24 protein-coding genes are annotated in these 21,059 nt (G+C 51.1%); 8 read left to right on the top strand and 16 right to left on the bottom strand.

Annotation, left to right across the window (positions count from 1 at the left end; genetic code table 11):
• Window positions 1-57: 57 nt before the first annotated feature.
• A complete protein-coding gene (locus tag PsW64_RS10425; RefSeq protein WP_063303532.1) occupies window positions 58-681 on the top strand; it encodes a class I SAM-dependent methyltransferase in 624 nt (207 codons plus the stop codon).
• Window positions 682-687: 6 nt separating this feature from the next.
• Here PsW64_RS10425 and PsW64_RS10420 read toward each other — a convergent pair whose 3' ends face one another.
• The 11 genes from PsW64_RS10420 to PsW64_RS10375 form a co-directional block, all read right to left on the bottom strand.
• Window positions 688-1,464 carry an endonuclease/exonuclease/phosphatase family protein gene (locus PsW64_RS10420; protein ID WP_208980708.1) on the bottom strand — a complete coding sequence of 259 codons (777 nt, stop codon included), beginning with the start codon at window positions 1,462-1,464 and terminating at the stop codon, window positions 688-690.
• A 179-nt stretch (window positions 1,465-1,643) separates the two neighbouring features.
• Entirely contained in the window at window positions 1,644-2,753 is a 1,110-nt protein-coding gene (locus PsW64_RS10415; RefSeq protein WP_063303530.1) for an aminotransferase class I/II-fold pyridoxal phosphate-dependent enzyme, read from the bottom strand.
• A gap of 45 nt (window positions 2,754-2,798) precedes the next feature.
• Window positions 2,799-3,164, bottom strand: coding sequence for a hypothetical protein (locus PsW64_RS10410; protein ID WP_063291103.1), 366 nt, complete (start codon window positions 3,162-3,164; stop codon window positions 2,799-2,801).
• Window positions 3,165-3,212: 48 nt separating this feature from the next.
• Entirely contained in the window at window positions 3,213-3,371 is a 159-nt protein-coding gene (locus PsW64_RS27580; RefSeq protein ID WP_161831226.1) for a hypothetical protein, read from the bottom strand.
• A gap of 12 nt (window positions 3,372-3,383) precedes the next feature.
• Window positions 3,384-3,845 (bottom strand): hypothetical protein, encoded by a 462-nt coding sequence (locus tag PsW64_RS10405; RefSeq protein ID WP_063303529.1) that lies wholly within the window; start codon window positions 3,843-3,845, stop codon window positions 3,384-3,386.
• Between the two features lie 263 nt (window positions 3,846-4,108).
• Window positions 4,109-4,576, bottom strand: a complete 468-nt coding sequence (locus tag PsW64_RS10400; protein WP_082831067.1) for a VOC family protein — start codon at window positions 4,574-4,576, stop codon at window positions 4,109-4,111.
• On the bottom strand, window positions 4,563-5,339 hold the full coding sequence (locus tag PsW64_RS10395) for a TetR/AcrR family transcriptional regulator (protein WP_057461864.1): 777 nt from the start codon (window positions 5,337-5,339) through the stop codon (window positions 4,563-4,565). Before PsW64_RS10395 ends, PsW64_RS10400 begins: the two co-directional genes overlap by 14 nt.
• A gap of 146 nt (window positions 5,340-5,485) precedes the next feature.
• Window positions 5,486-7,213, bottom strand: coding sequence for a dipeptide ABC transporter ATP-binding protein (locus PsW64_RS10390; RefSeq protein ID WP_057461863.1), 1,728 nt, complete (start codon window positions 7,211-7,213; stop codon window positions 5,486-5,488).
• A gap of 12 nt (window positions 7,214-7,225) precedes the next feature.
• Window positions 7,226-8,188, bottom strand: coding sequence for an ABC transporter permease (locus PsW64_RS10385; protein ID WP_063290307.1), 963 nt, complete (start codon window positions 8,186-8,188; stop codon window positions 7,226-7,228).
• 21 nt (window positions 8,189-8,209) lie between these two features.
• Window positions 8,210-9,190 carry an ABC transporter permease gene (locus PsW64_RS10380; protein ID WP_057461862.1) on the bottom strand — a complete coding sequence of 327 codons (981 nt, stop codon included), beginning with the start codon at window positions 9,188-9,190 and terminating at the stop codon, window positions 8,210-8,212.
• Window positions 9,191-9,272: 82 nt separating this feature from the next.
• Complete coding sequence (locus tag PsW64_RS10375) at window positions 9,273-10,853, bottom strand: ABC transporter substrate-binding protein (protein WP_057461861.1); 1,581 nt, start codon at window positions 10,851-10,853, stop codon at window positions 9,273-9,275.
• A gap of 313 nt (window positions 10,854-11,166) precedes the next feature.
• Between PsW64_RS10375 and PsW64_RS10370 the strand changes: the two genes are divergently transcribed.
• Complete coding sequence (locus PsW64_RS10370) at window positions 11,167-11,517, top strand: ArsC family reductase (protein WP_063303527.1); 351 nt, start codon at window positions 11,167-11,169, stop codon at window positions 11,515-11,517.
• Window positions 11,518-11,585: 68 nt separating this feature from the next.
• Here PsW64_RS10370 and PsW64_RS10365 read toward each other — a convergent pair whose 3' ends face one another.
• The 3 genes from PsW64_RS10365 to PsW64_RS10355 form a co-directional block, all read right to left on the bottom strand.
• On the bottom strand, window positions 11,586-12,446 hold the full coding sequence (locus tag PsW64_RS10365; protein ID WP_063303526.1) for a B12-binding domain-containing radical SAM protein: 861 nt from the start codon (window positions 12,444-12,446) through the stop codon (window positions 11,586-11,588).
• Between the two features lie 6 nt (window positions 12,447-12,452).
• A complete protein-coding gene (locus PsW64_RS10360; RefSeq protein WP_063303525.1) occupies window positions 12,453-12,863 on the bottom strand; it encodes a hypothetical protein in 411 nt (136 codons plus the stop codon).
• Window positions 12,864-12,977: 114 nt separating this feature from the next.
• On the bottom strand, window positions 12,978-13,781 hold the full coding sequence (locus PsW64_RS10355) for a creatininase family protein (RefSeq protein ID WP_063303524.1): 804 nt from the start codon (window positions 13,779-13,781) through the stop codon (window positions 12,978-12,980).
• Window positions 13,782-13,988: 207 nt separating this feature from the next.
• On the opposite strand from PsW64_RS10355, the gene PsW64_RS10350 reads away from it, so the two are divergent.
• The 3 genes from PsW64_RS10350 (at window position 13,989) to PsW64_RS10340 (ending at window position 16,442) form a co-directional block, all read left to right on the top strand.
• The gene (locus PsW64_RS10350; RefSeq protein ID WP_063303523.1) at window positions 13,989-14,903 is read left to right on the top strand and encodes a hypothetical protein; all 915 of its coding nucleotides are present in this window, start codon (window positions 13,989-13,991) and stop codon (window positions 14,901-14,903) included.
• Between the two features lie 68 nt (window positions 14,904-14,971).
• Window positions 14,972-15,736 (top strand): ABC transporter ATP-binding protein, encoded by a 765-nt coding sequence (locus PsW64_RS10345; RefSeq protein WP_082831076.1) that lies wholly within the window; start codon window positions 14,972-14,974, stop codon window positions 15,734-15,736.
• 178 nt (window positions 15,737-15,914) lie between these two features.
• Window positions 15,915-16,442 carry a MarR family winged helix-turn-helix transcriptional regulator gene (locus tag PsW64_RS10340; RefSeq protein WP_057461855.1) on the top strand — a complete coding sequence of 176 codons (528 nt, stop codon included), beginning with the start codon at window positions 15,915-15,917 and terminating at the stop codon, window positions 16,440-16,442.
• Window positions 16,443-16,495: 53 nt separating this feature from the next.
• On the opposite strand, the gene PsW64_RS10335 is transcribed toward PsW64_RS10340, so the two are convergent.
• The gene (locus tag PsW64_RS10335) at window positions 16,496-17,041 is read right to left on the bottom strand and encodes a DinB family protein (RefSeq protein ID WP_208980707.1); all 546 of its coding nucleotides are present in this window, start codon (window positions 17,039-17,041) and stop codon (window positions 16,496-16,498) included.
• A 183-nt stretch (window positions 17,042-17,224) separates the two neighbouring features.
• On the opposite strand from PsW64_RS10335, the gene PsW64_RS10330 reads away from it, so the two are divergent.
• Window positions 17,225-18,289, top strand: a complete 1,065-nt coding sequence (locus tag PsW64_RS10330) for a LacI family DNA-binding transcriptional regulator (RefSeq protein WP_063290301.1) — start codon at window positions 17,225-17,227, stop codon at window positions 18,287-18,289.
• A 570-nt stretch (window positions 18,290-18,859) separates the two neighbouring features.
• A complete protein-coding gene (locus tag PsW64_RS10325) occupies window positions 18,860-19,306 on the top strand; it encodes an AprI/Inh family metalloprotease inhibitor (protein WP_063303521.1) in 447 nt (148 codons plus the stop codon).
• 7 nt (window positions 19,307-19,313) lie between these two features.
• Here the strand turns inward: PsW64_RS10325 and PsW64_RS10320 are convergent, their stop codons facing one another.
• Complete coding sequence (locus PsW64_RS10320) at window positions 19,314-20,492, bottom strand: pyridoxal phosphate-dependent aminotransferase (RefSeq protein WP_063303520.1); 1,179 nt, start codon at window positions 20,490-20,492, stop codon at window positions 19,314-19,316.
• 194 nt (window positions 20,493-20,686) lie between these two features.
• Here PsW64_RS10320 and PsW64_RS10315 point away from each other — a divergent pair, with 194 nt between their 5' ends.
• Window positions 20,687-20,923: a hypothetical protein gene (locus PsW64_RS10315; protein WP_057461851.1), complete on the top strand. Its 237-nt coding sequence runs from the start codon at window positions 20,687-20,689 to the stop codon at window positions 20,921-20,923.
• The last annotated feature ends 136 nt before the right edge of the window (window positions 20,924-21,059 follow it).

The following is a 21,059-nucleotide window of genomic DNA, read 5'->3' as shown; positions in this document are numbered from 1 at the left end:
TTGGCAATTTGTTTTGAGAATATGCATGGATACACTGCAGGAAATGGAGGGTTTCCAATGGCGAATTCCGCAGGATTTTGGGACAAACATGCGCCGGGTTATGTGGCGCGACCAATGAAAGATGTTGCTTCCTATGAGAAGGCAATGGACCGTGTGCGTTCTTATCTCACCCCAGTGCAAGAGGTGTTGGAGCTGGGGTGTGGCAGTGGGGCGACGGCGATGCTTTTGGCCAAGCATGTCAAGCATGTGACCGCTAGCGATATTTCCGGAAAGATGATTGAGTTCGGGCGTGAAAAAGCGTGGGACGACGGCATTGAGAATGTAAGTTTTGCACACTCTTCAGCAGATGGTCCTGCTCTTGATGGCAAGACCTATGATGTGGTGATGGCGTATAATGTGATCCATCTGATCAAAGGTCCGGTGGAGGCAATCAATCAGGTACAGCGACTTGTGAAGCCTGGTGGGCTGCTCATTTCCAAGACGCCGTGTCTGGGTGATTCCGCCTTCTACTGGCGCTGGCTGATCAATGTGATGCGCTTAGTCGGATACGCGCCTTATGTGACCTACTTTAAGCAGGTGGACCTGGGGCGTCAGATTGAGCAGGCGGGTTTCAAGATTGTTGAGACTGGCAACTACCCGGCATCGCCCATGGGACGTTTCATAGTTGCGCGTAAGGTGTAAGGCCGTTTACAGGTCCACGCGGGCAAACAAACCGTGGTGGTCGGAGCCGTAGTAAGGGCGGAGAAAGGTCTTTCCGCCCTTTGGTGCGAGGACGTGGTCAATGCGCATGGCATAGGTGCCTTTGAAGAGGAAGCTTGCTTCAAATGGACCGGCCAATTGAGTGTCCGTGGCGTCGGTATATTCATCCAGATTGTGCGACCACGGGACCATGTTAAAATCGCCAGCAATCATCTTCAGTCCATCCAGCTCTGATAAGATCGAGATGATTTTCCCAGCTTGTGTCTCTTGAGGAAACGGCCATGGCCAGTGCTGATGGATAGACACAACCCAGAGCGGTCCCTCTGAGCTTTGGATGTGCAGTGCTGCTATGCCGAGGCCGATCTCACAGCGATAAGCATCAGAAGCAAGAGGGAGGCGTGAGAGCACAGCGACTGCACCGACGGCTGTGAAGGGGCAGACGATGTGGTAGGGATACTGCTTCTTGAGTGAGTTGATGAGGGGAAGATGCCTTTTGTGCACTTCCTGAAGCGTGATCACCTCTGGCTGTAGCATGAGGATGTCATTGAGGACATCCATGCGATCTCCGGCACGGAAACTCAGGTTCTTTTGATAGACTGCCAGATCGTAATTCTCTGGGACGCGCACTCCCTGATAAGCCCACAATACTGTTGCGCTGCTGATTATTGCGACCAGAAAGCCGATGATCATCAACTTGGGCTGGCGGTAGCTAAAGAGAGTGAGAATAGCGAGTAAGACGGCCAGAGGCAGCCGGAGAACAGACAAGCTGTCGCCGATCGGATGTATAATTCCCAGGAAAGATATGAGGAGTAAACTTGTTACTCCAATTATTGAGTTGCGCAGGAACATGACACTCTTCGTTCACGGAGTTAGAAGGCGCGAACCTGCTATGTATAATCGAAACTATGTTCATTATTTGACAGCGCAATCATTTAGCAGAAAGCCTAGGTTTTTTGCAAAACTCCCTCTGCCAGATCATTAAGTTTCTGAAGGAAGTGACACAGAGTGATTGCGTCAGATATGTTGGAAGGCATGACCCGAATGCAGTTGGTGAGCTGAGGCATTGGTGCGTAGCTGATGCAAGGAATGCCAGCTTCGATTAAATGGGTGGTGAATGCATCTGCTTGTCCTGCCGGTGTTTCGATAAGCAAGAAGTCTGTTTCGCTGGGCAGGCAGGAGAGAGCGGTGTGTTGCTCGACGCTGTTCTTTACATGATCGCGCCATCGGCAGCAGGATTTGACGTGTGCTGCAAGCAGGTCATGGTTTTCAATCAGAGCTTTGCCAGCCGCCACGTTGAGTGGAGAGATGGTCGTGCCACCTTTGAGCTGCCTGAGGCAACTGATGATCTTGGTGTTGCCCATGATATAGCCAAAACCAGTTGCCGCATAACCTGCCTTTGACATGCTGCGCATGAGGACGAAGTTTTCGTGTGTCTCCAGCAAGCGACACAGGGCGTGCGGATCATCTGCAAACAAGTGATAAACTTCATCGATGACAACGAGACCATTTGTATGGGTGGCGAGCGTTTCTATGAACTCCACCGGGGCTGTTCTGGATGTGGGGTTGTTGGGCGTGCTGAGCAGGGTGATTGCCGGGTCGTGTTCTTGCAGCTTTGCTAAAGCGTCGGCAGTGTCCCAGTGTCCACCATTTGTGAGCTTGAACTTGTTGGACTGGATGCTGAGCTTTTCTAGCGTGATGTCAAAGAGGAAGTAATCAAACTCAGGCAGGAGGACGGGTCGACCTTTCGCGAATGCGAGCGAGAGTTCCTCGAGGAAGGTATTGATACCACTGCCGAGCATAGTTGAGCAGCTGTCAGGCAGATTGTTTTTATCCCTGAGTGTTGTCTCCAACTCAGTGATTGCTTTTATGTTGTAGTTGGACAGATTGAGCTTTGAGACATTGCGCTGAATGCACTTGTCGATTTGCAACAGAGCCTTAGGGCGTGTTTCTGGCGCCTCAAGTTGTGGGCTTCGATAATCAATGAATTTTTCCAGATCGAACGAGGTTCTCTGGTGTTGTGCAGCCTGGCAGAAATCAGAGGGAGAGAAGGGCACAGTATGGGTGTCCCGTGTTGAGAACGATTTGAGAAACTGTCGTTCTTATTCGTAGACCGGTGGTGGGATCTGCGGGCGATGGTGAAGGTAATGACCAAATATCGCGTCGCAATCTTCAAAATACTTTTCGGTGAAGAGGATGTGTGTGTGCCAGACAATGTCTACGGCCTTGGAAGGCCATGCTCGGGCGTCCTGCGGATAATCACCTTTGTATTTGACCTCAAGTTCGAGTGAGTCAATCAAGAATTTGCGATAGTCATTGACTGCTGTACGTGTTTCCTTCCTTGGCCACTCGTAACCTCCATCTGCAACGGGAGCCGTGAGCTGGTCAAAGACACATTCCAGATCGAGGGCCTCAATTTTCTTGCGGCCATTTTCATTGAAGATGCGTTCTGAGGAATACCAGTCCATGTTCTAGGCTCCCGATGTTTGCTTGATTAACCAGAGTTTGGGAAACTCTCAGTCTTTGCTTTCTGTGTTTACTTCAGTTTTGTTTTCGATTTTTTCGAAAGGAAAACCGCCAGGGAAAAAACCACATTTTGCTTTTTGTGTTGGTGTGATTGCTTTGTGAGTGAATGGGTTTTGCGCAGCGGCGTGTAGTTTGTTCAGATCAGTCATGGGAGCCTCCTCCTAGGATTTATCTTGAGCGTCATGAATGGTGATGTGACCACGGCAAGTGCCGTCAGAAAACACGCCAACAATCGGGCTTTCTCCGATAAGGCCAGACGCAAACATTGTGACTTCTACTGGAGTTTTGTCCTCGCTCTCCGGAAAGACGACTTCATAGCTGTTGGTCATCGTGTAAATGCCTTCACCAACAGTTCCATCTGACTCCGTGACGAGAATGTCATGGCCCTTATGAGATTCAAGCTGGGTATGGCCTTCGTCAGTTTTGCCTTTGTGAGTGGTCGTGTAACCTTCGGTATAGCGTGTTTTGCAGGTACCATCGTCAGGTTGCCCGCTGACGAGTGACAAGTCGGAGAACTCGACTTTAGAGTTTTCAGCAGTTGTATCGTTATTTTCAGCAAAGACCGGTGAGGTCGCGAGGCCGAGGAGCCCAAGGCCTGCGACGGCGGCAGTTGTCTTTTTCATATTTTTAGCCTGCTCTGATCGAAATGAGTTCGCATTAGTCGCTTTTGTATCCTTGCGGATGAGCAGAGCTTAGGGATGGCTGTCTTAATGAAAATGTTAAGTGGAAGAAGGATGTGCTTGCTAGGGTAATGCAAGCTGAAGTGGTTGCCTGAGAGTTTAAGCGCTATTGAATTAGAGGTTGTGAGAGTGCGTTAACTTATCATATTGCGTGCAGGCAAAAGAAAAGGGGCCGTTTGGGCCCCTTTGTATCTGAATTGCTAGCTTTATTTGGTGTCGGCAACCAGCTCGTGAACGTTCCCGTCGGGGTCTGCAAAGAAGGCGGTGTATTCGCCCCAGGGCTGCTGGGCAGGTGCAGCGATGCTTTTAACGCCGTTGGCTAAGAGGGCATCGTATGCGGTATCAATCTGCGCTGTGGTTTCATATTTGAAGCCGATGCCCAGTCCTGAACCCGTGCGGATTCCATTGAGTGTTTCAGCGTTCAGGAAGGAACTGAGGTATTCATGACTGGCTAGTGACAGCCTGAGGCCGTTGGATTTGAACTCCGCGAACTCTCCATTTTCTGAGATCAGTTTCATCTTCATTTTGTCTTTGAAGAAAGCTTTCATCTCAGGGAAGTTTGCTGTGTGCAGGGTGACCATGTAAATGGCCGGCTGAGTTGGTTCTGCCTGAGCTGCGAACTGCGCGCCAAATAGTGACAGAACGGCGATCATACATTGCTTAATGAACGTCATTTGTTGTTGTTCCTTTCAGAGTCCATAGCCATTGGGATTTTGTTGCGAGAAAATGCTGTTCGAGCTGGTTTAGAGTTTGCTGGGTGTTAGAGGACGGCAGCCCGTATCCTTTGATGAAATTCATGAGGTGAGGTCTGAGAAAGGCGAGGGCGTCTTCCAGATTGTCTGGCTGATCGTGGGGCATGCCATACCAAACCAACGAGATCCCTGAAACGAAGGCCCAGAGACCGGTTGTCAGGTGTTTGGGGTCGGTGGTGGTTCCAGAGATTTCTGAGCAGAGCTCTTCCAGAAAAGAAGAGAGATCTGAGGCTACAATCTGATGATTGTGACGCCTGATATTATGAGTTTCCTGCCAGAAAGAAGGTGAGGCACATTGCATTTCTATTTGGAACACGTCTGGATGGGCGATGTTGAAAAGAAAGTCCAACATGATCACGCCGAGGCATCGCATTTCAGGCTCTTGAAATTGATCGATTACTAATTTTAGTTTTTGATGGCGGATATCAAGGGCTTGGGATGCCAGTGCGGCTATGACGTCCTGTTTGCTTTCGAAGTGGCGGTAGAGAGTGCCGACGGAGACTTGCGATAGCTTGGCAAGTTCTGGCATTTTCAGGGCGCCAATTCCTTCAGAAATAGCGATTTCTCGCGCCTTCTCCAAAATTGCTTCTTCGCGAACTCTGGTTTTTTGCTGCTTGCCAGAAGGTTGCATGAAGTTGGTTCCATCGTTTTTTGATTCTGGAATATAATTCGAATAATATTTCATATTTGATTTTTGGATGGAACTCAAGGTTCGAGCTTGCCTGAGATGTAGGTTGGTGCATCACATTTAAGTGGCTGGATTGTCGGTTCTGCAGGCAAAAGAAAAGGGCCCGCTGGGGGCCCTTTGTGGTTTTCGGAAAGTGAGTGGTGTTAGGCCAGTTCTTCTTCCAGATTTTGGCGGGACAGGCCGTCCATGCTTGGCATCAGGGAGAGGAGCTCCTTGGTGTAAGCGTGTTGAGGTTTGTCGAAGAGGTCTTCGGTATCAGCAACTTCCAGAAGCTGGCCGTGGCGCATAACACCGGTGCGGTTACACATCTGCCGGATGACCGCGAGGTCGTGGCTGATGAACAGCATGGTGAGGCCCAGCTCGTCCTGCAGGTCTTTGAGCAGGTTGAGGATTTGTGCCTGAATGGATACGTCCAGCGCGGAAGTTGGTTCATCACAAACCAAGAAGCGAGGGCGTGTCGCCAGGGCGCGGGCAATGGAGATGCGCTGGCGCTGACCGCCGGAGAACTCGTGCGGGAACTTGGCTGCTGCTGCGATGCCAAGGCCGACGTGCTCCAGAAGGTCATCAACGATCTGGTTCACTTCGCTGTTGGTGCTGGCGAGTTTGTGGAACTTGATTGGCTCAGCCACAATATCACGCACACGCATGCGGGAGTTCAGGGACGAGAAGGGGTCCTGGAAGATCATCTGCATCTGACGACGCATGGACAGAACCTGCTTCTTGTCTTTCAGGCTGGTCAGTTCCTGTCCTGCAAAGTGGGCTGTGCCGCCTGCAGGATGGTAAAGGCCAGTGATGACGCGGGCCATGGTTGATTTACCGGAGCCACTTTCGCCCACGAGGCCGAAGGTTTCACCTGCATGGATGTCAAAGCTGACTTTATCCAGAGCGGTGAAGTACTGCCTGTTGCTGGAAATCCATGCGTCCTTGGTGAGGAACTTCATGGTGATGTCTTTTACATCCAGCAATGGACCATCGACAGACTTGTAGTCACGCGCCTTACCCAGCCAGTGGGTGGAGATGTCGATTTGCTTGAAAGGCTTTGCTGAGCCTTCAATGTAATCGACCTGTGGGAAGCGGTGCACTTTCACGTCCGGGCGTGGAACAGCGGCAATCAAGCTTTGGGTGTATGGGTGCTTTGGAGCGCCCAGTACTTGCTTGGATTCGCCGTATTCAACCAGATCACCACGGTACATCACCGCAACGTGGTCGGTGAGGTCTGCGATCACGCCCATGTCGTGGGTGATGACGACCATCGCCACGTTTTTCTCTTCACACAGACGCTTCATCAGTTTCAGGATCTGAGCCTGAATAGAAACGTCGAGCGCGGTTGTTGGCTCATCTGCGATGACAACTTCCGGGTCTGCGCAAAGAGCGAGAGCGATCACCACACGCTGGCGCATGCCACCGGAGAACTGGTGTGGGTATTGCGCGATGCGTTCTTCCGGATTTGGAATGCCAACCTGATCCAGCAGATCAACCGCATGAGCGCGGGCTTTTGCTTTGGAAAGCGGCAGGTGCAGGCGGATGGTTTCGACCAGCTGGAACTCGATGGTCTGGAGTGGATCCAAAGAGGTTAGCGGATCCTGAAAGATCATGCCAATGCGCTTGCCGCGCAGTTTGCGCATGCTTTCAGCCGCGAGGTTGTCGATACGTTTGCCGTCGAGGTGGATTTCACCTTCGGCAATCCGGCCCGGATTTTCCAGAAGTCCGATGACGGCGTTGCCGACGGTGGACTTGCCTGCGCCACTCTCTCCGACCACGCCGAGGATTTTACCGGCGTCTACAGAGAGATTGACATTACGGGACGCTGTGAAGACGTCTTTGCGGCTCGGAAACTCAACAGTGAGGCCGCGAATATCTAAGATGCTCATGGTCTGGCCTCTCTAGCGCAGTTTCGGGTTCAATGCGTCGCGGAGCCAGTCGCCCAGCAGGTTCACTGCCAGAACGAGGATCGCAAGCGCCAGACCTGGGAAGATCGCGATCCACCACTCACCTGAGAACAGGAAGTCGTTGCCGATGCGGATCAGAGTGCCCAAGGATGGCTGTGTTGATGGAACACCAACGCCAAGGAAGGAGAGGGTTGCTTCTGTGATGATTGCCAAAGCAAGGTTGATGGTTGCAATAACCAGAACCGGGCCAAGCACGTTAGGCAGCACGTGACGGATCATGATGATCCATGCCGGAATGCCAATGACGCGGGCGGCCTGAACATACTCTTTGTTCTTCTCTACCAGAGTTGAACCGCGAACTGTACGTGCGTACTGCACCCAGAACGACAGGCCGATGGAGAAAGTCAGGATCCAGATTGCCCAGGTCTCACGGTCGATGTTGCCAAAGATGCCGTTTGCAATGCCGTCGATGAGCAGTGCCAGCAGGATGGCCGGGAAGGTGAGCTGGACTTCCGCGATACGCATGATGATCGCGTCTGTGCGGCCTCCGACATAACCGGAAATTAGGCCGAGGGAGATGCCGAGGACTGCGGCAAATGCCACAGACAGGAAGCCCACTGCCAGAGAAATACGCATGCCATACAGGATGCCAGAGAGCAGATCGCGGCCCTGATCATCTGTGCCCAGCAGGTAGCGTGGGTCGGACCATTCCATACCAATCGGCGGAATGCGTGCGTCCATGATGCTGATCTGAGCCAGATCGAACGGGTTGAACGGTGCGACAAGCGGAGCAAACAGGGCTGCGAGCATCAGCACTACCGTGGTGAAGGCCGCGAGGACTGTCACCTTGGAGCTGAGGAAGCTGTGCAGCAAGTCGCTGTCGAGGAAGCGGGCCATTGCGGAGCGCGGGGCTTCTGAAGCCTCACTGCCGGAAACGGTTGGTGTGTTATCTGTCATGATTATTATCCTTACCGTTTCTTATGCGCGGCCGCGTTCGGTGCGCAGGCGTGGATCAATCACGACGTAGAGAATGTCTACGATGAGGTTGATGAACACGAAGATGAAAGCGGTGAGCAGCAGGTAAGCTGCCATGATCGGAATATCCACATTCTGCACGGCTTGCAGGAAGAGGATGCCCATGCCCGGCCACTGGAACACGGTCTCGGTGATAATCGCAAAGGCGATGATGGAGCCGAGCTGCAGACCGGTGATGGTGATCACAGGGACCATCGTGTTTTTGAGAGCGTGGATGTAATAGACAGACCGGTTCGGCAAACCGCGAGCGCGGGCGAACTTGATGTGGTCGGTCCGCATCACTTCCAGCATCTCAGCGCGGATCAGGCGCATGATGAGGGTCATCTGGTACAGCCCAAGCGTAATTGCCGGCAGGATGATGGCCTTCAGACCGCTGATGGTTAGGAAGCCTGTGTCCCAGAAAGACCCCAGGGCAACGACCTCGCCGCGGCCAAAGCTTGGCAGCCACTGCAGTGTGACCGAGAAGAAGAAGATAAACAGGATGCCGATAAAGAATGTTGGCAGAGAGATACCTACTAGAGATACCGACAAGAACATCTTTGAGAGCCAGGAATCGCGGTTCAGACCGGTGTAAACGCCCATTGGAATGCCCAGCAGCAATGCAAAAATTGCAGAGGCGAAGGACAGTTCCAGAGTTGCAGGCAGACGGCGACCAATCAGGTCTGCCACAGGCTGCTTGAACTGGTAGGAGTTACCGAAGTCAAACTGGATTGCGCCCAGGACATAACGGAAAAACTGAACGAGAACAGGGTCGTTCAGACCGAGGCGCTGGCGCAAGGCTTCACGCTGTTCCGGGGTGGTCTCAATGCCCACCATCTGGTTTACAGGATCTCCAACAAAGCGGAAGAGCAGGAAGGAGATTAAGGCTACGACAAACATGACCACGAGAGCCATGGCGATACGCCGGGAAATAAAGCCAAACATGGTGTTTTATAGTTGTTCCTGAGAATAGAGGCGCCCGGCGCCTAGGGCGCCGGGCTATTATTTTGTTGGCTAAGCCGTCAACTTAGTTCTTCACTACAAACTTGAAGTGGAACTCGTTATCCGCACGCTGCTTCAGAGTAACCTTGTCGGATACACCCCAAGCCAGACCCTGCTGGTGCAGTGGAATGTGAGATACTTCGTTGTTCAGGATTGTATAGGCTTCGGAGATCATGCTGTTACGCTTCTCTTCGTCGTTTTCGGAGAGAACCATTTTTGTCAGCTCATCAACACGTGGGTTACAGTAACCACCGAGGTTGAATGGTCCGCCAGCACCTTTGTCATCACGACAGTTGTTGAGGTTGAGCAGAACGTTGTAGCTGTCGAATGAACCTGGGGTCCAACCGAGCATGTAGAAGGACGTGTCAAAGCCGCCAGATGCCAGGATCTTAGCGAAGTACTTCGCTTTAGGCTGTGCATTCAGGTTTACTTTGATGCCTACGCGCGCAAGGAATGCTGCAGTCGCCTGACAGATTGCTTCATCGTTGACGTAGCGATCATTCGGGCAGTCCATGCCAACTTCAAAGCCGTCTGCATAACCTGCTTCTGCGAGAAGTGCTTTCGCAGCTGCCGGATCGTATGGGTAGCGAGAGAAGTCACCGGAGTTTGCGAACAGGAATGGTGAGATCATCAGAGCAGCAGGCTCGGACAGACCACGCATGATTTTCGCTTTGATCGCATCAACGTCAATTGCCTGGTAGAACGCCTTACGAACGCGAACGTCCTTGAACGGGTTCTTACCTTTGATGTTGGAGTAGGTCAGCTCATCACGCTTCTGGTCGAAACCGAGGAAGATGGTGCGCAGCTCAGGACCGGTCAGTGCAGATGTGCCTGCATTGCTGTCCACGCGCTTGATGTCCTGTACCGGGATTGGGAACGCCATGTCCAGCTCGCCGGAAAGAAGAGCTGCAACGCGGGTTGCATCAGATCCGATTGGAGTGAACTCAACGCCAGTCAGGTTGTGTACTTTCTGGTCCCACCAGCCGTCGTTTACGGTGAAAGTGGTTTTTACGCCTGGCTCATGCGTTGCAATCTTGAACGGGCCGGTGCCGTTTGTGTTCAAAGATGCATAGTTTGGATTGGTGTCAGAAGCGCTTGTCACTTTTACAGCGTTGTTTGCTTCAGTCCATTCCTTATCCATGATGTACCAAGTGGACCACTCGGAGTGCAGGATAGGGTTTACGCCTGTCAGGACGAAATCAACGGTGTAGTCGTCAACTTTCTCTACCTTCACGTCCGCTGCGATACGGGTTGTCAGGTCAGAGCCTTCAGCGCGAACACGGTTTGCAGAGAAAACCACGTCGTCAGCATTGAAGTCGTTGCCGTTGTGGAACTTTACGCCTTTGCGCAGGTGGAAGCGCCAGCGGGTTGGTTCAATAACTTCCCAGCTTTCTGCAAGTGCAGGCTCGATCTGGAGATCAGCTGTACGGCGAACGAGACCTTCATACACATTGCCGTGCATGGCCATGGTGAATGTTTCGTTCAAGCTGTATGGATCTAGCTGATTGTATGTACCTTGAAATGCGAACTTCAGCGTTTCAGCATTTACCTGAGTTCCAGCAGCAAGCGTCATTGCCAATGCAGCGGATGCAATCTTTAAACGCATTCTAAATTAACTCCCCTTTTCCCCTCATGCAGAAAATTAATTGTTCTGCAGGGCCCCTCTGGTTTCGCCGACCACTTATTAGGCGGATTCTGGCGTCTTAGTGATATTACCCATATGAATGAATGCGTCTAGGGGGCATTGCGTAGTTGAAACGAGGAATTAATGTGGGCGCAGCGCAATTTCATAGCGTATTCAGGTGCTAAGGGATGTATTTCTTGCGGTTTAATGCGCGTCAGTTGAGAGACGCACTAACGTTAAGATGAGTATACTTCATCTAATGATGAGGAAATGAAGGGTTCTGATCTTGTTGATTATGTATGGTATTCGCAATTGCGACAGTGTTCGCAAGGCTCGTAAACTTCTGGATGAATCTAAAATCAACTACAATTTTCACGATTACAAGAAAGATGGTGCAGATGAAAATGCACTGATAGAGGCCTGTGAACGATTCGGTTGGGACGCTGTTTTGAATAAACGCGGTACCACATGGCGCAAATTGGATGATGAAACCAAGGCTGGTGTCACGGACCAAGCCAGCGCTATAGCTTTGATGGCACAGGAAACTTCATTAATTAAAAGGCCACTTATTATTGGTGGAAAACAGCTTTTGCTTGGATTTGATGCGTCTTTATGGGGCGGAATTTTGGAAAAAGGAGAGCTGTAGAGACAGTTAAACTGTTCTAAGCTCTCCTTAATTGGACGGTAAAGTTTAAGGGTTGGGATCCTTTAGGCTTAGCCATCCTTCCTATGGTATGAGGCGCTGGCAATCACGTAATCTGAAGCGTGGTTGCCAACCCGAAATCTTTTATCTGACGAAGTTTTCTCGAAGCTGACCGTGACATTGAGTAAAAATGCTGCAGAGAATTCTTCTGCACCTGCCTCAAGCTCTTCACAGGTCATGTTTTTTGGCTGGTAGACCGCATGGGCACCATCAAATTCTCCCCAATCGTCAGAGAGCAATCTGTCCTCCTCTTCCAGCTGTTTGTAGAAGCGGGAGCCGGGGAAGGGGATGGCGATAGCCGGTGCGGTAATATCTACCCCTATGTCATGATAGAACTTGGCAGTTTCGATGAAAATTTCTGGTGTATGCTCGTCGAAGCCAAAAATAGCCGTGGTGTCGACAATAATTCCATGTGTATGAATGTTAGAAATTTGAGATTTTAAGTTTTCAGGTTTTACAAAACCCTTGCCGGCACGCTTGAGTGCTGCCTTGGACGGGGTTTCTATTCCAATGAGCAAGTACTTCGCACCGGACCTTGCTGCGGCTTCCAGAAGTTCCGGATCATCTGCTATGCGAATAGTGGTTTCACCTGCCCATCTAATCTTGAGCGTTTCTAATGCTTTGAATAATTCCAAAGCGTATTCGCGATCCTCTGTCAGGTGGTCGGCGTGAAGTTCGACCCAATCGGTTTCCATTTCGGAAATCTCATTGATTATGTCGGGGATTGGGCGATAGCGGGTTTTGCCAAGCATGCCGGGGATGAGGCAGAAGCTGCAGTGGTGTTTGCAGCCGCGACTGACCAGCACGGACCATTCCCAGCCATACTGCTCTGCGGTGATGAGATGGCGCGGATATGGGTTAAGCTTGGACATGTCGGCCTAGGTGCCGGTGTATCTTGGCTTGAGGCTTCGGTTTTGCGCATCCTGTAGCAACTCATCCCAGACGTTTTCACATTCGCCTGTCATCACCGCATCTGCATATTCGCTGGCTTCTTCTGGCATGAAGGTGGCGTGGAGGCCGCCGATCACAACCTGACTGCCTTTTTCCGAGAAAGCTGAGGCGAGCTCGTAGCCTCGGTTGGCATCCGGGGTTGCGAAGAAAAGCACCACGAGGTCGGCAGTCACCTTGCGGGGATCGACCATCCTGATGGTTTCGTCATGCATCTCCAGCTGAAAATGGCGGGGGATTGCTGCCGCAGCTGAGAAGATGGACTGAGGCGGGCCTCCACGCGCTTTCTTGTAGTCTTTAAAATAGCTCGGTGCAGATGCTTTGATGAGACAGATCTTCATTGCCAACCTCATGTGTTTGTTTTGCTATAAATTGTCATAAATGACAGTTTATAGCAAAAGGAATTTTTATGAGGTGTTACCGCATTGAAATTACGTGATTAATTCAGGCTCTAGTTAGTTCTTGGTGAAGGATGAGACGTCAAATCTCTGCACATCGCGCAGGAGTTTAATGAACTCCTGAGAGGCGTGTGTGAGGGATGCCTGACCTTTTTCCGCTGTGGCGAGCGCCGCATTACCGAGGGCGCCGGCCTTGTTCAGGTCCTCACTCATCCAGCCATATTGATGGCGGCCATGGGCCCGCAGGTAGGCATCTTTGTTGATGTGGTCGGTTTGGGTCGAGGTGAAGTCTTTTGCCTGATCCATGCGCACCAGATCGGGACGTAGAGTCAGCATGATGGAGGTTTCGATATCTCCGCCGTGAATGCCGTAGGTAAACTCTTCCTCAGTATAGAGGCCTTCTGGTTGGCCAAAGCGGAGCCAGCTGGATTCGACCGCCAGCATGTTGTGCTTAAGGCGCAGCTCGCGGGTGATGATGTCCATCAGCGGTGAGTTGCCGCCGTGGGAGTTGGCCAGCACCAGCTTGCGGATACCTGCTCTGGCAACACATTCCCCGATCTCAATCCAGGCTTTAACAGCAGTTTCCCATGTGAGGCTGAGTGTGCCCGGGAATGAGTGATGCTCATCTGACTTGCCGATAGTCTGAACGGGGAGGAATGTGACTGGCAGATCATCGGGCAACAGCTCAACCGTGCGAGCGACTTGCCCTTCCGCGATGCAGGTGTCCGTGTAGACCGGCAGATGCGGGCCATGCTGCTCAATCGCCGCAATCGGCAACACCGCGATCCAGTCGCTGGTGTCACTCTTCGAGAAGTCAGTTGTTGTCATCTCATGCCAAAAACGGCGGGGCAGGGCGTTCATGTGGTTTTCCGGTGCTTGTTGTCTTGCGTGCAGAGTAACGTGTTGAAGCGCAGACGTCATGGGGGAAGGAACGGGATGCTCTGGTTTTTCAGAGGTAGTGGGTAGGGAGGCGTTTACTCTGATGATTGGCAATTGGGGCTAATGGCTCACGCGTGGAGCAGTGCCCCGTCCTTCTTGGTGGCTAACAATAAGAAGGAGAAGCCGATTATGTTTTCCAGAAAAACACGAAAAGGACTGCTTGGGAGTGTTGCACTGGCACTGGCCGGGGTGATGGCTGGTGAAGCGGGAGCTGCTACGGGTGTTCTGATTACTTCAACCTATTGTGATCGATTTACAAATTCTCGAAACCAAATTTGGACTGAGAATAATCTAGGTGCCGATAATGTTTATTACATGAAAGATAACGGCGCAGTTATCCAGCTCTCTGGGCCTGCAAATATTACTCAGGTTGATGATTTGATTGCAACTGCCCATGGCAACTGTGATGGTATTGGGCCATTTGCTAAAGACGCTTTTGCTCAACATCTTAAGACAGCGAGGGATACTGGCGCCGACTTCAATAAGCTTGTGTTCTTTTCATGCTCTTCGGCTGCAACTGGGGTGTCAGGGCACAGCCTGATTGATGAAGTTGGAACGAAATTCCCTGGGACTAAGAGAATTGTTGGCTGGCCGAGAAGCGGCTATTTTTCTGGTTCAGATGATGCGAGTTTTGCGAATGCTCAGTATACTAGCGGTGCTGACTTCGCGTTTATAGATCCCTCTCGCGAACATGAAGCTCTTGGGCGTATTGCCGATATGGATTATCTTTGGAATACGAAGATTACCACTCCTATAGGTGGTCCTTTACGTTCTGTACAGGCAGCCTGTAATTTAGCTGTTGGATCTGGCAATGATCAAGATTTGAAGGCAAGAATGCTTGAGACCATTGCGGCCTCCCGCGCTGTTCTGACTGGCGAGGTGGTTCCGAACATGCCTGGAAGTACAGTTTTAGGTTGGGGGCATCAGCTCTTGGATTATCAAGACAACGCAAAGGTATGTGGTGCTGATATTGATGGTGCCGGAACTGCGGTTCCATGCAATCATCCAGTCAACAAAAACTTCAATACGGCTGTTGTTCAATAAGGTGGGCGTGAGATCAATCTTATGATAGGTCGACTAAGAGAAACAAACTTTCTTAGGTCCCAATGAAAATGAAAAACTCCCCCCTCCTGTCCCTAAAGGACATCTCCAAGACCTTTGACAATGGCACCACCGCTATCGATGGGTTTGACCTTGATGTGAGGACGGGGGAGTTTTTGAGTATTCTTGGGCCGTCAGGGTGTGGGAAGTCTACTATTCTGCGGCTCATTTCCGGGTTGGAGGAGCCTAGCTCAGGTGAGATTATCCGGTCCGGGCAGGAAGAGGTTGGGTTTGTTTTTCAGGAATCAACGTTGCTGCCGTGGGCGAATACCTTTGAGAATGTCTATTGGCCTTTGAAGGTGAAGGGTGTTTCCAAGCGTGATGCGAAGGATCGCGTTGAAGAAGCGTTGGAGATGGTCGGACTTTCCAATTTTGCAACGCATATGCCCTCTGAACTTTCTGGCGGTATGAAGATGCGGGTTTCCATTGCGCGTGCTCTTGTCAGCAAGCCGAAGCTGTTGCTGATGGATGAGCCGTTTGCGGCTCTGGATGAGATTACCCGCAACAAGCTCAATGATGATTTGCTTGAGCTGAAGTCTGCCCATGACTGGACGATCCTGTTTGTGACGCACTCTGTTTATGAGAGTGTGTTCCTTTCCTCCCGGATTGTGGTTATGGCCGCGGGGCCGGGGCGTATTACCCACGATATGGCGTTGGATACTTCTTACCCACGCTCGCAGAACTATCGTATGGAATCACAGTACGCGGCGTATTGCCGTGAAGCGGTGGATGCGTTGGAGCGAGCGATGGGACATCGGGTAAAAGTATCCGCGTAACCTCAAAAATCCCACTGAGTAGAACTTAAAGAGCTTATTCGCCTAAGAAATCTCATTAGGTCACTAAATAATTATCGAACTGTCATCTGAGTTATATATTCGGCGGCTATCACTGCTGTACGGCGCCATTTTTCGGGCGTTTTACGTTGATCGGGACAGCAGCGAGATTAGCCAGACTATGGGTTTCAATTTTAAAAAGAGCACGACTTTTCGTCTTGCTCAGGCAGCGAAGGCGCAGCGGGCGCGTTCTGGGGCACACCTTTCGCGCATCGGATTGCATCCGGGGCAGGAAGCTGTTCTGAAAGTTTTGAGCGAGACTGATGGCAAGACCATGAGCCAGTTGGCTCTGGCCCTTGGGGTTCAGCCGCCAACCGTGACAAAAATGGTGACACGCCTGACAGCTCAAGGGCTTGTGTTCCGCCGGATCTCGGAAACAGACGGCAGGCTTGCGCGCGTGTTCCTGAGTGAGGAAGGCCGTGACCGGATCTTACTGGTAGATCGTGCATGGAAGCGTCTTGAGAAAGAAGCGCTTGCAGGTATGGATGACAAAGACCGCAAGAAGCTTCGTCGCTTGTTGCGTCAGGTTGAGAAGAACCTGTCTGCCAGCTTTGAAGATGATCCGGATTTGGAAGATGAGCTGGAGAACGAAGATAAAACTGCGCAAGAGCAGGCTGCAAAGAAGGTAGAGCTGGAAGCTGCTGATTAAGCTGAAGGCATGAAGCCTGCGCGTGTAGCACAGGCCAATGATTTTTTATTGATTTAAGCGTCCTGGCAGAGAAACAGCAGGTCTGTATCTGGTGTTTCCAGTCCAAACTGAGTGAGCAGGGTTGTTATCTGCCCTCTGTGGTGGGTTTGGTGGTTGAAGAAATGCAGCACCAAGTCTCCAAAGTTTTTTGTTGCGGGTATGCCTTTCATGTTGGCATAGGTGAGAGCGTTCTCCGCTTGGGTGGCGGTGATGTCCCCTGCAAATTCTTCAATGATCGCGTCCAGCTTTTGCCGTGCAGCCTTCAGGTCTGACCAGCTGTCGTATGGAATAGATGTGAGTGCTGTTGGCACTGGAAACTGATCAAGTTGCTGCAGGCTCTCATATGTTCGGGAATGCTTTGCGAAACGGCGCAGCCAGGCCAGGTCTCCCACCACGATATGATTGAAGGTCGCGAAGACTGATTTGAAGAACGCACCGCGGTTTTCTTTGAGTTGCGCATCGCTCAGCTGCTCCGCGCATTCGTAAAGCCGTGCATTCATCCAGGTATTGTACTGGGCCAATAACTTGAAGTCTGAATACATTTTCTCGAAACCTGTCATTTGCTTATGTATTTCGCTGAAAAATATCAGCATGTTTGATGGGTTGGCAAGTGGCTAAAACTTGAGAATTCATAATGAATTCTCTTTGTTGGCAGTGTGGAGTATTGCTATTTGCTAATGTTGCTGTGCATAAGTGCTTAAGAATACAAACTGGATCCGGCTGGATATGCGAGGACATCGGCATTGAGCGGCACAGGTAAACCATTGAGATTAGGAGATCTTGCTGAGAAACTGGGCGTTTCGACGGCTACGGTTTCTTTGGCTTTGAGAGATTCCCCTTTGATCGCTAAAGCCACGAAAGCACGGGTGAAAGCCTATGCTGAGGAAGTGGGCTATATCTATAATCGGTCAGCTGCGTCTTTGCGGACATCTCAATCCAATATGATTGGGGTGGCGGTTCACGATATTCTCAATCCCTATTTTGCCGAGGTGTTTCGTGGGCTGGAAGAAACTCTGGCGCTGCACAACAAGACCATTCTGATTTGTAATCACCGCGATATTGTCGAGCGGCAGAAACATTTCACCGATACGCTGCTGCAGCATCGGGTTGATGGGCTTATTTTGTGCGCTTCGGTTGGCACGACTGACAAGGATATCAACTCCATTGTGCGGCAAGGAGTGCCAGTCACGCTGGTTTGCCGCGATGTGGCCGGGGCGGATGCGCCTTGCGTTCGCGGAGATGACTTCCTTGGGTCCTACCGCATTACAAAACATCTGATTGAGCAAGGGCATACCCAGATCGCGATGGTTGGTGGCCGGCGTGGCAGTTCTGCCGGGCGTGACCGGAACCGCGGTTGGCGCTCAGCGCTTGAGGATGCGGGGATCAATGCGGATGAGCAATTGGATATTCCTGAGTTGATGACGCAGGATGATGGCCGATCCATTGCCAAGCAGATTGTGCAGACGGATCCTCGGCCAACAGCTGTGGTATGTTTCAACGACCTTGTGGCGCTGGGTGTTATGAGTGCTGTTCGCCGACTTGGTGTTGAGCCGGGGCCGGGCCTGGCAATTGTTGGTTATGATGACACCGAGGGTACGGAAAATAGAACACCAGCCCTGACCACTGTGGACAATGGGGCCGGAACCATTGGTGTGAATGCTGCAGAACTCATGCTTTCGCAGATGAATGGCGAAAAGCTCAGTAATGAACTGACGTTAATCGAGCCAAAGCTGCGAATTCGTGAGAGCGCGCCTCCTCCGGGTGAGCGGTTGGTGTCAGTGGACGGGCTGTGCGCGAACCCTGAGTAACTGCCATTTGAAACCAAAAGGCAGTTTGGTGATCGTGAAACTGCCTCATTGAAACTCTATGTTTACTATGCCGCGCTTATCTAAGCGGCATCTTGTATTGCGTTTGGAGTTTCGTCATGGTCAGTTCTCGCGGAAGTATCGAAGATCATAAAGACTTGAAGATGTTTGGTTTTTTTACACTCGCCATGACGTGTATGGTTCTTCTCGTTGGCTAACTCTCTAAATCGACTCGCTTCGCTAGGTTGAGAGGACTGCTCATTTTTGAGTGCTCCTCGCGGTGGCCTTTGAGTTTTGGTTGGCTTGCCTTGCTTGGTTGTCTTTTGATGCGAAATGCAAACCACCTAAAACGAGTGCGTTTTGGACTTCATGTAAATAATAACTAGTATGTAATTAGATTTATTTTAGATTGTATCTGTACTCAACAAGTAATGCGTGTATTTGTTTTTGAGTTAAATCCATGAATAAGTTATGTTTTTAGATCTGTTATCTCTCACTTAATTTCCTGTTAACCTTGAGTTAACTGATTGCGCCCAGAATCTGTACATAAAACAGATCCTGGAGGCTGTTCGTATGCATGGGATTTTGAGAAAAACAGTAGTAGCTGCCGGCGCAACCCTGGCGTTAGCTAGCTTTGGCGTCCTATCCGGTCAAGCCAGTGTAATTTCTGGTCACTGGTCAATTTCTGATGTGTTGTCGTCTAAAACCTGCTCTGCGCAGCTTGGTTCTGAGCCTGCTGCGAGTGGATATGGCAACTCGTTTGAGACCAAGAATTGTCAGGGGCTTTATGCGCCTATCTCCAAAGCCACAGCGTGGCAGTGGAGCTTTGATGATGGTTTATCATTGTTGGACGCAGACGGGAAAGTCGTGCTCCAGTTTGATATTGATGAGCTTGATGGGTTGACCTCGGTTGGGCCTTCCTCTCTGTTCCTCATCATGCAGCCTGTGAATCAGGACAGTAAAGCCTCAGACCTTTCCGACTTGATCGAAAAGGCCATTGTGGTGACAGCGCAGCGTTAGAGCTTTCCTACTTGGTGTGGGTGCTTAGGAAATCACCCACACGGCTTAATGCACGACTGATGTTCTCCTCTGAATTGGCATAGGAGAAGCGCAGATATCCTTCTCCCAGGACACCAAAATCAGGTCCGCCGATGAGCGCAACACCTGCTTCTTCCAAGAGCGCTGAAGCTAAGGGCTTTGCTTGCCATTCTGTTTCTTTGATATTCGGGAAGGCGTAGAAGGCGCCTTTGGGTGTGTTGCAGGAGATGCCGGGCAGGGCGTTTAGTCCCTCCACCACGAGCTTACGTCGTCGGTCAAAAGCCAGCATCATCTGATCTACTGCATCTTGTGGGCCTTCGATGGCGGCAATGCCTGCGTATTGGCTGGGTGTGTTGACGCATGACCAGCAGTTCACGGCAAGCTTACGGGCTTTATCAATAAGAGAAACCGGCCAGACGGAATAGCCCATGCGCCAGCCTGTCATAGCCCAAGTTTTGGACCAGCCATTGAGTAGGATGAGTTGGTCTTTGAGCTGCTCGAATTCCATTAAGGATGTGTGCTTAAGCCCGTCATAGGTCATGCGGGAGTAAATCTCGTCAGATAGGACTGGCAGGTTTGGATGGTTTTCCAATCCCTTCACCAGCTTCTCTATCTCAGAGCGCGGTGTCACGCCGCCTGGCGGATTGGCCGGGGAGTTGAGGATGAGCAAAGCTGTGCGCTTATTGATGAGGTTCAGGGTTTCTTCGGCTGAGAAAGCAAAATCGTTTTCTTCACGGATTGGCACTGGGATTGGGGTTGCTCCGGTGAACTCAATCATAGAGCGATAGATCGGGAAGCCGGGGTCTGGGTAGAGGATTTCCTTGCCGGGCCCACCAAACATCAGGATTGCCATAAACATGGTGACCTTGCCACCGGGAACGACCATCACGTTGTCTGGTGAGACATTCGCTCCAGTTTCAGCATGCAAGCTTGCTGCGATGGTTTCGCGGAGTGGGAGAATACCCGTTGCACTGGTGTAACCGTGATGGCCATCGCGTAACGCTTTTACGGCTGCTTCCACGATGTGTTCTGGTGTTTTGAAGTCTGGCTGACCGATGCCGAGATTGATGATATCGCGGCCCTGCTGAGCGAGCTCAGTAGCCCGTGCCAAAACGGCGAATGCGTTTTCATCCCCGATGCGATCAAACGCCTCTATGGTTTTCAGCATGATGGTTGGCCTCCCAGTTCCCCAAAACGATCGGCTGGATGGTAGGGGATGGAAGCGATTGAATGCAAACGGAAATTAGTTGAGTGGGTTGAGCGCTGGAGGTTGGGTGTTCCTGTTTAAGCTATCGGTGCCAGCTTCTTGCTTCTGTCAAATAACGAGCCTAGGATCACCTTATATTTTGAATGGAGATTTTTATGAGTGGTCTTCGTGTGCCTGAGAAGATCAGGTCTTTGGGTGTTTTTCAGTTTGTGACGAGAAGCCCGGCGCGCATTGTTGTGACAATGGCGATGATGATTTTGATTTATATGTTTTTCTTCTCTCCCTTGCTGAACAGCAGTATGCCGGTTGCCATTAGCTTTGCGGTGTTCTTCATCATCTTTTGCATTGGTTTTCTGCTTGTTCTGGAGCTTCGGCGCAAGCTTGGATTGTGACGTGGGCTAGATGGTGCTGCCAATTCCTGGGGGACAGAAGGTGCGATAACAGCTAATCCGCAGCTAGGGTCTTTTGCTGGCAGAGCAACTGTCTATATTGAGGGCAAGAGATTATCGCATAGCTGCGCTCATTTGC

The organism is Pseudovibrio sp. W64, assembly GCF_001623145.1.
In the GTDB taxonomy this organism is placed as follows: domain Bacteria; phylum Pseudomonadota; class Alphaproteobacteria; order Rhizobiales; family Stappiaceae; genus Pseudovibrio.
This window is presented reverse-complemented; position numbering and strand designations above follow the sequence as displayed.

Excerpts from the sequence above, each read along its gene's own strand:
- PsW64_RS10390 (WP_057461863.1), bottom strand. The coding sequence starts at position 7,213 with ATGAGCATCTTAGATATTCGCGGCCTCACTGTTGAGTTTCCGAGCCGC.
- PsW64_RS27580 (WP_161831226.1), bottom strand. The coding sequence starts at position 3,371 with ATGACTGATCTGAACAAACTACACGCCGCTGCGCAAAACCCATTCACT.
- PsW64_RS10320 (WP_063303520.1), bottom strand. The coding sequence starts at position 20,492 with ATGCTGAAAACCATAGAGGCGTTTGATCGCATCGGGGATGAAAACGCA.
- PsW64_RS10410 (WP_063291103.1), bottom strand. The coding sequence starts at position 3,164 with ATGGACTGGTATTCCTCAGAACGCATCTTCAATGAAAATGGCCGCAAG.
- PsW64_RS10380 (WP_057461862.1), bottom strand. The coding sequence starts at position 9,190 with ATGTTTGGCTTTATTTCCCGGCGTATCGCCATGGCTCTCGTGGTCATG.
- PsW64_RS10335 (WP_208980707.1), bottom strand. The coding sequence starts at position 17,041 with ATGACAGGTTTCGAGAAAATGTATTCAGACTTCAAGTTATTGGCCCAG.
- PsW64_RS10365 (WP_063303526.1), bottom strand. The coding sequence starts at position 12,446 with ATGTCCAAGCTTAACCCATATCCGCGCCATCTCATCACCGCAGAGCAG.
- PsW64_RS10340 (WP_057461855.1), top strand. The coding sequence starts at position 15,915 with ATGGGTTTCAATTTTAAAAAGAGCACGACTTTTCGTCTTGCTCAGGCA.
- PsW64_RS10315 (WP_057461851.1), top strand. The coding sequence starts at position 20,687 with ATGAGTGGTCTTCGTGTGCCTGAGAAGATCAGGTCTTTGGGTGTTTTT.
- PsW64_RS10405 (WP_063303529.1), bottom strand. The coding sequence starts at position 3,845 with ATGAAAAAGACAACTGCCGCCGTCGCAGGCCTTGGGCTCCTCGGCCTC.
- PsW64_RS10350 (WP_063303523.1), top strand. The coding sequence starts at position 13,989 with ATGTTTTCCAGAAAAACACGAAAAGGACTGCTTGGGAGTGTTGCACTG.
- PsW64_RS10325 (WP_063303521.1), top strand. The coding sequence starts at position 18,860 with ATGCATGGGATTTTGAGAAAAACAGTAGTAGCTGCCGGCGCAACCCTG.
- PsW64_RS10400 (WP_082831067.1), bottom strand. The coding sequence starts at position 4,576 with ATGACGTTCATTAAGCAATGTATGATCGCCGTTCTGTCACTATTTGGC.
- PsW64_RS10370 (WP_063303527.1), top strand. The coding sequence starts at position 11,167 with ATGTATGGTATTCGCAATTGCGACAGTGTTCGCAAGGCTCGTAAACTT.
- PsW64_RS10345 (WP_082831076.1), top strand. The coding sequence starts at position 14,972 with ATGAAAAACTCCCCCCTCCTGTCCCTAAAGGACATCTCCAAGACCTTT.
- PsW64_RS10385 (WP_063290307.1), bottom strand. The coding sequence starts at position 8,188 with ATGACAGATAACACACCAACCGTTTCCGGCAGTGAGGCTTCAGAAGCC.
- PsW64_RS10425 (WP_063303532.1), top strand. The coding sequence starts at position 58 with ATGGCGAATTCCGCAGGATTTTGGGACAAACATGCGCCGGGTTATGTG.
- PsW64_RS10355 (WP_063303524.1), bottom strand. The coding sequence starts at position 13,781 with ATGAACGCCCTGCCCCGCCGTTTTTGGCATGAGATGACAACAACTGAC.
- PsW64_RS10375 (WP_057461861.1), bottom strand. The coding sequence starts at position 10,853 with ATGCGTTTAAAGATTGCATCCGCTGCATTGGCAATGACGCTTGCTGCT.
- PsW64_RS10395 (WP_057461864.1), bottom strand. The coding sequence starts at position 5,339 with ATGAAATATTATTCGAATTATATTCCAGAATCAAAAAACGATGGAACC.
- PsW64_RS10360 (WP_063303525.1), bottom strand. The coding sequence starts at position 12,863 with ATGAAGATCTGTCTCATCAAAGCATCTGCACCGAGCTATTTTAAAGAC.